Origin of the sequence: Bradyrhizobium pachyrhizi, assembly GCF_001189245.1 — a bacterium.
GTDB classification, from domain to species: Bacteria; Pseudomonadota; Alphaproteobacteria; order Rhizobiales; family Xanthobacteraceae; genus Bradyrhizobium; species Bradyrhizobium pachyrhizi.
Window position 1 is genome coordinate 169,331 of the sequence record NZ_LFIQ01000057.1, and the last position, 10,331, is coordinate 179,661.

Sequence of the window (10,331 nt, forward strand, 5' to 3'; positions counted from 1 at the left end):
ACGACAAATCAATCACGTCTGCACCTGTTTCAGTGAACCGGCCGAAGGTCGGATTGCCCCACCCCGTAATGGCGAGTTCTCTCTCGGACAAGCGGGCGGCCGCGAAACCTGTCAAAGTTTCGTGGCTTGTCCTGTCCAAGCCGGACATGCCACAAACGATCACTACCTCCCGGGACGAAACGAAGAGAACCCCATGAACCTAAAGACCTTGAGCGCGCTGGCGGTCGTCACATCGCTGGCTTCCGCATCCTCCGCGCTGGCGCAGGATGCCGCCGCCGGCAAGACCTCGTTCAATAAATGCCTCGCCTGCCACGCAATCGGCGAAGGCGCCAAGAACAAGGTCGGCCCCGAGCTCAACGGCCTCGACGGCCGCCATTCCGGCTCCGCGCCGGACTACAATTATTCCGATGCCAACAAGAATTCCGGCATCACCTGGAACAAGGCCACCTTCCTCGAATACATCAAGGATCCGAAGGCCAAGATCCCCGGGACCAAGATGGCCTTCGCCGGGATCAAGAACGAGAACGAAGCCAACAATCTCTGGGCCTACGTCTCGTCGTTCGACAAGGACGGCAAGCAGAAGCAGTAATCGGCGGTATCGGACGTCGTCCGTCCTGCGCGCAAGCCAGGGCGGACGCCAGAAGGGGATGGCCTTTCTTCGAATGCCATCCCCTTCGGGCTCTTTGATTTAAGCATGATCTCCGCGCAAACGCGTTCCGCGTTTGTCGCGAAGGAAAACCGCTACGCACTTTTCCGGATCATGCCCGCCACCGCGATCAGCGCGGCAACAGATTGGTCTTGGCGAGATCGACCACCTCGTCGCCGCGGCCGCTCATCACCGCGCGCAGCACCCACAGGCTGAATCCCTTCACCTGCTCCAGCGTAATGGTCGGCGGCATCGACAGCTCCTGCGTCGCGGTCACGACGTCGAGCACCGCCGGGCCGTCATGCGCGAGCACGTCGCGGATCGCGCCCTCGAGCTCGCCGGGATCCTCCACCCTGACGCCGTGAATGCCCATGGCGCGGGCCATCGCCGCGAAATCCGGATTCTTCAGATCGACCCCGGTCTCGATGAAGCCGGCGGCCTTCATCTCCAGCGCGACGAAGCCGAGCACGCTGTTGTTGAAGATCACGACTTTCGCCGGCAGCTTGGCCTGCGTCAGCGTGATCAAATCGCCCATCAGCATGGCAAAGCCGCCGTCGCCGGACATCGACACCACCTGCCGGCCGGGTTGCGCCGCCTGCGCCCCGATCGCATGCGCCATTGCATTGGCCATCGAGCCGTGCACCCAGGAGCCAACCAGACGGCGGCGGCCGTTCATTTTCAGATAACGCGCGGCCCAGATCGTCGGCGTGCCGACATCGGCGGTGAACACCGCGTCGTCGCTCGCCTGCTCGCTGAGCAGACGGGCCAGATATTGCGGATGGATCGGCTTCTGGCCCGGCTTGCCGCGAGCGAGATCGTCGAGCCCGGCGCGGGCGTCCTTGTAATGCGCGAGGCTGGCATCGAGATGCTTGCGGTCGGTCTTCACATGGAGCTTCGGCAGCAGCGCGGCGATGGTCTCGCCGACGTCGCCGACGATGCCGAGATCGAGCTTGCAGCGGCGGCCGAGATTTTCGGGGCGGATATCTACCTGCGCGATGTTGATGCCGGTCGGGAAGAACTGCTTGTAGGGAAAATCGGTGCCCAGCATCAGCAGCACGTCGCAGCCATGCATGGCGGCATAGCCGGACGAGAAGCCGATGAAGCCGGTCATGCCGACGTCGTAGGGGTTGTCGTATTCGACATATTCCTTGCCGCCGAGTGCGTGCACGATCGGGCTCTTCAGCGTCTCGGCAAGCTTGGTCAAGCCGTCATGCGCGCCGGCGCAGCCGCGGCCGCAGAACAGCGTGACGCGCCGCGCGCCATTGAGTAGCGCCGCCAGCGCATTCAACTCGTTATCGGCCGGACGCACGACCGGCGCCGGCGGCAGCAGGCCGGCATTCGGCGCGATATCGCGCTTCGGCGCCGTCCGCATCGCGACGTCGCCCGGCAGCACCAATACGGCGACGCCGCGCTTGCCGACCGCGGCGCGGATCGCGTTCTCCAGCATGTAGGGCAGCTGCGCCGGATCCGACACCAGTTCGCAATAATGGCTGCATTCGCGGAACAGGTCCTGCGGATGGGTTTCCTGAAAATAGCCGCCGCCGATCTCGGCCGACGGGATCTGCGCCGCCAGCGCCAGCACCGGCGTGCGGCTGCGATGCGCATCGAACAGGCCGTTGATGAGGTGGAGGTTGCCGGGACCGCAGGAGCCCGCGCACACCGCGAGCGCTCCCGTGATCTGGGATTCGGCGGCGGCGGCGAACGCGGCCACCTCCTCGTGACGCACATGCAGCCAATCGATCGTGCCGCGCTTGCGCAACGCCTCGGTCAGGCCGTTGAGGCTGTCGCCGACGACACCGTAGATGCGTTTGACGCCGGCCTGGGCAAGGGTTTCAGCGATGAGGTCGGCAATGTTGTCGATCCGCATGAGATGTGTCCTTTAATGCAATCCGAAACCGCGTGGTCCGCATGATGTTCGGCGCCACGCGGCGGCGCAAGCCTTGCCGGATCACATTCGCGCGGCGCAAACGCGCGGCAGCTATTGCGCCGTCACCACGTCCGGCACCATCAGGTCGGCCATCGTCTCGATCTCGGACGCCACGAGGTCGGGCACGACGTACTGCACCATGTGACCAGTGCCCGGCAGCACGATGAGCTTGGCGTTCGGTGCCGTGGCGGCGAGCGGCCGCGAGTGGATGCCGGTCGAGACCGTCTTGTCGACGTCGTCCGAAATGATTGACAGCGGTGCCCTGATCTCGGCATAGCGCGGCGCCTGCTCGATGACGGCGGCCTTCAGCGTGACGAGGTCGCGCGCATTGGCGATGAACTCGCGCGGGCGCAGCAGGAGCAATGACTCGCTGTCGCGGACGAAATCGGCCGGCACCGGCTGCGGCGCGAACACGCCGCGCGCAGCCGAACTGGCAATGAGGAGACCGAGCGGCAGCGTGATCGTATGCGCGAGCAACGGCCCGATCAGTGGTGTCGAGATCACATCATTGTAGCGTCCGGCGCCGCCGCGCCACGGATAGGCGACGGGCGCGAGCAGCACGAGGCCGGCGACGCGGTCCGGATGATCCAGTGCAATGCGCAAAGCGAGCGCGCCGGCCCAGGAATGCGCCACGACGATCGCCCGCTCGACGCCGAGCCTGGTCAGCGCCTCCACGATCATCCGGGCCTGGATCGCGGGTGTCGAATCCGCGACGCGCTCGCGCGTGCTCCAGCCGTGACCCGGCCGGTCGATCAGGATCACCCGGCGCGCTTCGGCAACGCGATCGCCGAGCGGCTGCATCGCGCGGAGATTGGAGCTTGCACCATGCAGCATCACGACCGGCGGCCCGACCGCGTCGTGCGAGCCGAGTTCGACCACATGCAGCCGCGCCCCGGCCACGTCGATCATTCGCCCCCGAGGCGGGAAGGCGCGCTGGATCAGCAGGGTGCCGATTTGCGTCGCCAGCGCAAGGGCGAGCCCTGCGGCCGCCAGCGCAATGATTGCGGTCAACATCGAGGAGATCCGAAGGGTCTTAGGCACCTGATTGGGCACCTGACAATTACGACGAAGCCGAAATCAGGTTTCGCGCGGATGTGCCCCCTGCCCGGGCATGCTCTTGTATGGAAAGCCAATTGTCGATTTTCCGGCTCGCGTCCCGGCGCGGAGTTGTCCACAATGCGCCCAGCCTGTGGATAGCGGGTTCATACCTGCGTCATTAGTTATTTCATAGATTGGCGGTGGCAATTTCGCCATCAGACGCGAGGCTTCATCGAAACCGGGACGCCCCTGGAACGCTTCCTGGTTTGTACACAGTATCCACAGGAACCGGCGTCCGCATGACGAGTTCAACGGGAAGTAATCGGAGGAGTACCATGATTTCCGACCCTAGCGATGCGGCCATCGATCAGATCGTGGCGAGCTGCAATGGCGACCTGCGCGGCGCCCTGAAGGCACTGTTGCTGGTGAATGAGCACCTGGAGGCGGAGCTTCAGCAATTCTATGCTGCCGTAGCCCAGGACACCGCGTCCCGCGGCAAGTTCTTGCACTAGCCTCCTGCGCCGGACCGTACCGCGAGCAAGCATCAGGCTCGCGCGCAACGTGCCCATTCGCGGCCATCGCCCCACGATCGCGATCAATCGCACGCAATCAGATATCGCGGCCTTCGACCTTTTCGGTCAGCTGCTTGACGATCTGCGGCACCTTCTCGAGGTAGGGATCGACAGCCAGCGCCTTGCGGAAGGCGTCGAGCGCACGCTTGTCGTCGCCCATGTCCTGCATGATCATGCCGACGCCCGCCAGCGCGCCGAAATGGCGGGGTTCACGGGTCAGCACCTGCTGCAGGTCTCCCAGCGAACGAACGTAATCGTTCTTCAAGTAGTAGATCGTCGCACGCCGGTTCCAGGCCTCGACATAGTCGGGGCGGAGCTTGATCACCGCGTCCAACAGCTTCAGCGCGACATCGACATTCTGGGCGTCGATCGCCGCCTTGGCACGCACCATCAACAGCGCCGCGGTATCGCTCGGGGTTTGCAGCCACAGCGCCCAGATCCGCGCCTCGACATGGCGGGCACTGTCCTCGTCGGGCGCGGCCTTCAGCGCGCCGAACAGGAAATCCAGCCCGCGGGTCCGGTCGGCCGGCACCTTCGGCAGCTTGGTCGGAGCCTCAGGTAGTTTTTTCTGGGCCCTGGGCGGCGGGACCACCCGCGGATCGTCCTGCGCGACGGCTGCAACAGGCATGGCCAGAAGCGCGGCGATCAGGATCGCCAGCCAGCGGTTGGTGGATCCCAGGAACTTGAATCCGAGCTTTAATCCCATAGCGGAAGTCTAGACGCACAACGCCGCACTGCAAAGCAGCGCGGCGTCAAAGACCTGTGAAGGAGTGATCGGAATCGGCCGGCGATCCGGGCGGGATCAGCCTTGTCGATCAGATTTGTCGGATCAACCCTGGCGCGCCTTGAAGCGGCGCTGGACCTTGTTGATCACGTAGACGCGGCCCTTGCGGCGAACCAGACGGTTGTTGCGATGGCGGCCGCGCAGCGACTTGAGCGAGTTACGGACCTTCATGGGACAATCCTGTTACTTCGAAAGGCCCGTGTTGGAGGCCGTACCTGATCAATGCCAATATTTGGCAAAATGGGATTTATCCCGATAAGCGGCCTGCCGCCCGGGACGGCCGCGTTCTAAGCCATCGGACCGTTAAATGTCAACCGAGACGGGCCGATTTTCGGGCCTGTCCTGGCCGGGAACCCGCCCAAGGCACCGCGCCACGCCATTGAGATCGCTTTGGAAACGGCGACGACCACAATTGTCCGGAGCAACGACGCGACCCGCCATCTCTCTTTGACCATGGCGTCACGGCCGCCGAATCGCGTTTTCGTCCTCCTCGCGCCCGCCCACGACCGGACCTCGTGTCGGATTGAGCTCGGCCCACGACCATATCCTCTCGGCGCTTGCGAAAATCGTTATATCATATAATTATTTTCCATCACCAATGAACACGCCCGCCGGGGAAGCCGAATGCCCAAGCTCAAACTGCCCGATATCGAAAAGGTCACAGCGATCGACATCCACACCCATGCCGAGGAGCCGTGCGGCATGCATGGCGACGACGGCTATGACGACTTCCAGGCGCAGATGGCCGACTACTTCAAGTCGCCGCACAAGCATCCGCCGACCGTGCCGGAGACCGCCGCCTACTACCGCGCCAAGAACATCGCCGCCGTGATCTTCCCGGTCGACGCCGAGCGCGAGACCGGCTTCCGCCGCTACAACAATTACGAAATGCTCGAGGTCGCCTCCGACCATCTCGACGTGCTGATCCCGTTCGTCTCGATCGACCCGCACAAGGGCAAGCTCGGCGTCCGCGAGGCACGCAAGCTGATCGAGGAATACGGCGTCCGCGGCTTCAAATTCCACCCGACCATGCAGGGCTTCTACGCCAACGACCGCATGGCCTATCCGCTCTATGAAGCCATCAACGACGGCGGCGCGATCGCGCTGTTCCACACCGGCCAGACCGGCGTCGGCTCCGGCATGCCGGGCGGCATGGGGATGCGGCTGAAATATTCCAACCCGATGTACATGGACGACGTCGCGGCCGATTTCCCCGACCTCAAGATCATCCTCGCGCATCCTTCTTTCCCATGGCAGGAAGAGGCGCTGTCGGTCGCGACCCACAAGCCGAACGTCTATATCGACCTGTCCGGCTGGTCGCCGAAATACTTCCCGCCGATCCTGGTGCGCTACATCAACTCGATCCTGCAGGACAAGATGCTGTTCGGCTCCGACTGGCCGGTGATCACGCCGGACCGCTGGCTCGCCGACTTCGCCAAGCTCGACATCCGCGAGGAGATCCGGCCGAAGGTCATGAAGGCCAACGCGCGGAAGATTTTGGGGATCTGAGGGAGTATTGTCGGCGGCAAGCTTCGGAGGTGGTTCATGACGAACTTCACCGGACTTGCCACCCTCTCCGCACTCCTGATCGGAAGCGCAGGGCTATGCTGCGCGGCACGCGGCGGGCAGCCGCCCGCGTTCGTCGAATTCGAGAGCCCGCTTGCAAGTGCGCAGCCGCTGCAAGGCTATCTGCGAACACCCGATGGACCGGGCCCCTCACCCGCCGTGGTGCTGCTGCACGGCTGCGCCGGCTTCTTCAAGCAACTCGACGAGCGCTGGGGCAAGCGGCTGGCGGCCTGGGGTTATGTCACGCTCACGGTCGACCGGTTCGGGCCGCGCGGCATCACCAGCGCCTGCACGAACGGCGCGCCGGCCGCAACCGTCCATGACGCCTATCGTGCGCTGAGCTATCTCGCGCGGCAATCGGCGGTCGATCCCGATCGCGTCGCGGTGGTCGGGTTCTCGCAAGGCGCCTGGCTCGCCCTGCTCTCGGTCGAGCGTGGCGCGATCGAACATAACGCGGCAGAGAAATTCCGCGCGGCCGTCGCGTTCTACCCACCCTGCCTCAGCATCAAGGGCGACATGACGGTGCCGACGCTGATCATGGTCGGCGAGCTCGACGACTGGACGCCGGCCAAGGAGTGCCGGACCCTGGCCGAGGGCCGCGACGACTACGGCATCTCCCGGCAGAATAGTGCGGGACACCCGATCGAGCTGATTGTCTATCCCGGCGCCTATCACGGTTTCGACGTGCCGCATTACAGCACGCCGGTGCAGATGCTGGGTCATCACCTCGAATTCAACGAGGTGGCCAGGGATCAATCCATCGACGCAATCAGGAAATTCCTGTATGCGACAATCGGCGGGCAAGAGAGATCACAATGACCATCAAGGCAATCGTCTTCGACGCCTACGGCACACTCTACGACGTCCAGTCGGTGGCCGACGTCACCGAGGATGCGTTTCCCGGCTACGGCGACATCATCACGCAGATCTGGCGCATCAAGCAGCTCGAATACTCCTGGCTGCGTTCGCTGATGCGGCGCTACCAGGATTTCGCCGTCGTAACCCGCGACTCCCTCGCCTACACGCTGCGCTGCCTCGGCCTGCAATGTGACGCGGCGACCTTCGCCCGCATCATCGACAAATATCAGCATCTGGCGCTGTATCCGGACGCGGTCGGCGCGCTCGAGGCGATGAAGGACAAGAAGCTCGCGATCCTGTCCAACGGCAGCCCTGACATGCTGAATGCGCTGGTGCGCAATTCAGGGCTCGACCGCGTGCTCGACGCGACCATCAGCGTCGATGCCCACAAGGTGTTCAAGCCGGCGCCCGAGGCCTACACGCTGATCGAGGAGGTGCTGAAAGTACCGCCGGCGGAGGTGCTGTTCATCTCCTCCAATCCGTGGGACGCCTGCGGTGCCAAGTCGTTCGGCCTCAACGTCGCATGGATCGAGCGGGTGACGCCGCAGGCGATGGCGCTGGCCTGCGTCGAAAGCGAGACGGTCGCCCCATTGACGATGTTCAAGACGCTACGTACCCAGATGGACGAGCTCGGCGTCGTGCCCGATCACCGGATCCACGGTCTCTCCGAACTTCCCGCCCTGGTGTCTGCAAGGTCCTGAACGACATGAGCCTCGAGTCCGTCCGCGCCTTCTTCGCCGAGAAGGCGCCCGAAATCTCCGTGATCGAATCCACCACGAGCTCCGCGACCGTCGTGCTGGCGGCGGAGGCCTATGGCGTCGAGCCGGCGCGGATCGCCAAGACGCTGAGCCTGCGGGTCGGCGACCGCGTGGTGCTGATCGTCGCCGCCGGGACGTCGCGAATGGACAACAAGAAGGTGAAGGCGGCGTTCGGCGGCAAGCCGAAGATGCTCGGCCTCGACGAGGTCGCCGACATCACCGGCCACGAGGTCGGCGGCGTCTGCCCGTTCGGGCTGAAGACGCCGCTGCCGGTCTATTGCGACGTATCGCTGAAGGCATTCGATGTCGTGGTGCCGGCCGCAGGCTCGACCCACAGCGCGGTCCGCATCACGCCCGACAGGATGGCGGAGCTGACTGCGGCCGAATGGGTCGACGTCTGCGAAGTCAGACCTGGGGACTAGTCTTCATCGTCGAACGGCGGCCGCGATGGCGCCGGCTGCATCGGCTGTGGTGCGCGCGGCCGCTGCTGCATCTGCGGCTGCTGCGGCGCGCGGCCCTGCGCTTGCGGCTGTTGGGCTCGCCCCTGTGTCTGCGACTGTTGCGCGTTTGATTCGAACACGGCACGACAACTGTTGGAAAGTTGCGGCGTGTTCTGCCGCAGGCAAGCCACGATGCGCTGCACGTCGGGCACCTGGTCGCTGCAGAGCCGCCACACGTCCGGTGTGCACGCCATCTGCTGTTCCCAGGTTCCCCGATACTCCTCGGCGACGGCGGCCGTTGCCGTGACAGCTCCGCCGATCGCTATGGCAAGGCTCAGGACGATCCGCTGCGATCGCATGTCGGGCTCCCGTTGTTCCAGATACTGGCCCGCGCGCGCATGTTCCCGCGCCGCGATTTGCTCCAAAGCTGCCCAATGAATGCGGCCAAGGATCGTTCGCGCAGACAACTAAAAGTGCAGACAACTAAAAGTGAAGAGAGTTTGTCCCGCGAGTTCCCTATTCGACCTTGCCGATCTTCTTCACCGCCGCGATCAACCGCGCGCTGTCCTCTGCAACAAATTTTGAGAACGCCGGCGCGTCCATATAAGCGACAGGACTGCCCGCGGTTTCGAAGGTCTTGATTACCTGCGGCGCCTTCACGGCATCGGCCATCGCCGCGCGCAACCGGTCCATGATCGGCATCGGCAGCGCTGACTGCGCGAACAGTCCCGCCCAGATGTAGAACTCGACGTCCTTGTAGCCGAGTTCCTTGAAGGTCGGCAGATCGGGGAAGCTCGCGATCCGCTCGGCGCCCCAATTGGCGAGCACGCGCATCTTGCCGTCCTCGACCTGCTGCTTGAGCGTGCCCGGCGCCGACGCCAATGCCTGCACGGTCCCGGAGAGCAGCGCGGTGAGCGCCGGGCCTGCGCCACGGAACGGCACGTGCAGCAGCTTTATTCCTGCGCTCGCCGCGAACATCTCCATCGCGACATGCAGCGTGCCGTACGGACCGGACGAGCCGTAGGGGATCTGTCCCGGGCGTTTCTTCGCGTCGTCGACGAATTCCTGCAGCGTCTTCCACGGCGCCGAGGCCGGCACCGCCAGCAGCGTCGGGTCGGCAAGCACACGCGCGATCGGCGCGAACTGCGACACCTCATAAGCCACCGGACGATCGAACAGCCGGTCGGCCTCCGGCAGCACTGCGAGCGAGGACAGCGTCATCAGCAGCGTGTAGCCGTCGGGCTCGGCGCGCGCGGCCTGCGCATTGCCGATCGATCCGCCTGCTCCGCCGGCGCGATTGTCGACGATCACAGGCTTGCCGAGGATACGCTCCAGCGCAAGCGCCACCGGCCGCGCCGCAAGGTCGGCCTGGCCGCCGGCCGGAAACGGCACGATCATCGTGATGTTGCGGTTGGGATAGGCGCCTTGCGCAAACGCTGGCTTGGCGAGCGCAGCCTGCGCAAGCGGCAATGCGGCAGCGGCGCGCAGGAGTTCGCGGCGATTCATCGAGAGTTTCTCCCCAATCATTTTTTGGCGATCGCAGCCGATCGCGATGCCGCGGTCAGAGCCGCGGCTTGATCGCATGGTGCAGGAGCGGAGCGCTGATCTCAAGCGTCCTGCGCGCCGCATCTGACGCCGACGGACCGATGGGGAAGATCGAGCCTAGTCGGGCCGAGTGCATGCTGAGATTCGATCGAATAACGACGGCGCTGTGCTCCCTCTCCCCGTTCTTACGGGGAGAG

General features: G+C 64.5%; 13 protein-coding genes. 6 read left to right on the forward strand and 7 right to left on the reverse strand.

Going from position 1 to position 10,331, the window contains the following annotated elements; translation table 11 throughout:
• Positions 1 to 193: 193 nt before the first annotated feature.
• Positions 194 to 589, forward strand: a complete 396-nt coding sequence (cycA, locus tag AKL29_RS11600; protein ID WP_028333007.1) for a cytochrome c-550 CycA — start codon at positions 194 to 196, stop codon at positions 587 to 589.
• Between the two features lie 187 nt (positions 590 to 776).
• Here the strand turns inward: cycA and poxB are convergent, their stop codons facing one another.
• Positions 777 to 2,513: a ubiquinone-dependent pyruvate dehydrogenase gene (gene poxB / locus AKL29_RS11605; protein ID WP_050384241.1), complete on the reverse strand. Its 1,737-nt coding sequence runs from the start codon at positions 2,511 to 2,513 to the stop codon at positions 777 to 779.
• Positions 2,514 to 2,624: 111 nt separating this feature from the next.
• A complete protein-coding gene (locus AKL29_RS11610) occupies positions 2,625 to 3,587 on the reverse strand; it encodes an alpha/beta fold hydrolase (RefSeq protein ID WP_050384242.1) in 963 nt (320 codons plus the stop codon).
• Between the two features lie 359 nt (positions 3,588 to 3,946).
• On the opposite strand from AKL29_RS11610, the gene AKL29_RS43275 reads away from it, so the two are divergent.
• A complete protein-coding gene (locus tag AKL29_RS43275) occupies positions 3,947 to 4,123 on the forward strand; it encodes a hypothetical protein (protein WP_018269760.1) in 177 nt (58 codons plus the stop codon).
• Positions 4,124 to 4,220: 97 nt separating this feature from the next.
• On the opposite strand, the gene AKL29_RS11615 is transcribed toward AKL29_RS43275, so the two are convergent.
• Both AKL29_RS11615 and ykgO read right to left on the reverse strand, forming a co-directional pair.
• Positions 4,221 to 4,889 carry a tetratricopeptide repeat protein gene (locus AKL29_RS11615; protein WP_050384243.1) on the reverse strand — a complete coding sequence of 223 codons (669 nt, stop codon included), beginning with the start codon at positions 4,887 to 4,889 and terminating at the stop codon, positions 4,221 to 4,223.
• A gap of 123 nt (positions 4,890 to 5,012) precedes the next feature.
• Positions 5,013 to 5,138 carry a type B 50S ribosomal protein L36 gene (gene ykgO, locus AKL29_RS11620; RefSeq protein ID WP_002718645.1) on the reverse strand — a complete coding sequence of 42 codons (126 nt, stop codon included), beginning with the start codon at positions 5,136 to 5,138 and terminating at the stop codon, positions 5,013 to 5,015.
• Between the two features lie 453 nt (positions 5,139 to 5,591).
• On the opposite strand from ykgO, the gene AKL29_RS11625 reads away from it, so the two are divergent.
• From AKL29_RS11625 to AKL29_RS11640, 4 genes are read left to right on the forward strand one after another with little or no spacing between them, the layout of a single operon-like run.
• The gene (locus tag AKL29_RS11625) at positions 5,592 to 6,476 is read left to right on the forward strand and encodes a 4-hydroxyphenyl-beta-ketoacyl-CoA hydrolase (RefSeq protein ID WP_018269758.1); all 885 of its coding nucleotides are present in this window, start codon (positions 5,592 to 5,594) and stop codon (positions 6,474 to 6,476) included.
• A gap of 36 nt (positions 6,477 to 6,512) precedes the next feature.
• Positions 6,513 to 7,352, forward strand: coding sequence for a dienelactone hydrolase family protein (locus AKL29_RS11630; protein ID WP_050384244.1), 840 nt, complete (start codon positions 6,513 to 6,515; stop codon positions 7,350 to 7,352).
• Positions 7,349 to 8,092: a haloacid dehalogenase type II gene (locus tag AKL29_RS11635; protein ID WP_050384245.1), complete on the forward strand. Its 744-nt coding sequence runs from the start codon at positions 7,349 to 7,351 to the stop codon at positions 8,090 to 8,092. Before AKL29_RS11630 ends, AKL29_RS11635 begins: the two co-directional genes overlap by 4 nt.
• Positions 8,093 to 8,097: 5 nt before the next feature.
• On the forward strand, positions 8,098 to 8,571 hold the full coding sequence (locus AKL29_RS11640) for a YbaK/EbsC family protein (protein WP_050384246.1): 474 nt from the start codon (positions 8,098 to 8,100) through the stop codon (positions 8,569 to 8,571).
• Here the strand turns inward: AKL29_RS11640 and AKL29_RS11645 are convergent.
• The 3 genes from AKL29_RS11645 to AKL29_RS43980 form a co-directional block, all read right to left on the reverse strand.
• Positions 8,568 to 8,948 carry a hypothetical protein gene (locus AKL29_RS11645; RefSeq protein ID WP_168856521.1) on the reverse strand — a complete coding sequence of 127 codons (381 nt, stop codon included), beginning with the start codon at positions 8,946 to 8,948 and terminating at the stop codon, positions 8,568 to 8,570. The genes AKL29_RS11640 and AKL29_RS11645 overlap by 4 nt on opposite strands.
• Positions 8,949 to 9,105: 157 nt before the next feature.
• Positions 9,106 to 10,095, reverse strand: a complete 990-nt coding sequence (locus AKL29_RS11650; RefSeq protein WP_050384270.1) for a tripartite tricarboxylate transporter substrate binding protein — start codon at positions 10,093 to 10,095, stop codon at positions 9,106 to 9,108.
• A gap of 55 nt (positions 10,096 to 10,150) precedes the next feature.
• A partial coding sequence (locus tag AKL29_RS43980; protein ID WP_210168323.1) for a hypothetical protein occupies positions 10,151 to 10,331 on the reverse strand: 181 nt, incomplete at its 5' end.

Coding starts and splice junctions, on each gene's coding strand:
- AKL29_RS11630 (WP_050384244.1), top strand. CDS start 6,513: ATGACGAACTTCACCGGACTTGCCACCCTCTCCGCACTCCTGATCGGA.
- AKL29_RS11635 (WP_050384245.1), top strand. CDS start 7,349: ATGACCATCAAGGCAATCGTCTTCGACGCCTACGGCACACTCTACGAC.
- ykgO (WP_002718645.1), bottom strand. CDS start 5,138: ATGAAGGTCCGTAACTCGCTCAAGTCGCTGCGCGGCCGCCATCGCAAC.
- AKL29_RS11625 (WP_018269758.1), top strand. CDS start 5,592: ATGCCCAAGCTCAAACTGCCCGATATCGAAAAGGTCACAGCGATCGAC.
- AKL29_RS11615 (WP_050384243.1), bottom strand. CDS start 4,889: ATGGGATTAAAGCTCGGATTCAAGTTCCTGGGATCCACCAACCGCTGG.
- AKL29_RS11610 (WP_050384242.1), bottom strand. CDS start 3,587: ATGTTGACCGCAATCATTGCGCTGGCGGCCGCAGGGCTCGCCCTTGCG.
- AKL29_RS43275 (WP_018269760.1), top strand. CDS start 3,947: ATGATTTCCGACCCTAGCGATGCGGCCATCGATCAGATCGTGGCGAGC.
- poxB (WP_050384241.1), bottom strand. CDS start 2,513: ATGCGGATCGACAACATTGCCGACCTCATCGCTGAAACCCTTGCCCAG.
- AKL29_RS11650 (WP_050384270.1), bottom strand. CDS start 10,095: ATGAATCGCCGCGAACTCCTGCGCGCCGCTGCCGCATTGCCGCTTGCG.
- cycA (WP_028333007.1), top strand. CDS start 194: ATGAACCTAAAGACCTTGAGCGCGCTGGCGGTCGTCACATCGCTGGCT.
- AKL29_RS11645 (WP_168856521.1), bottom strand. CDS start 8,948: ATGCGATCGCAGCGGATCGTCCTGAGCCTTGCCATAGCGATCGGCGGA.
- AKL29_RS11640 (WP_050384246.1), top strand. CDS start 8,098: ATGAGCCTCGAGTCCGTCCGCGCCTTCTTCGCCGAGAAGGCGCCCGAA.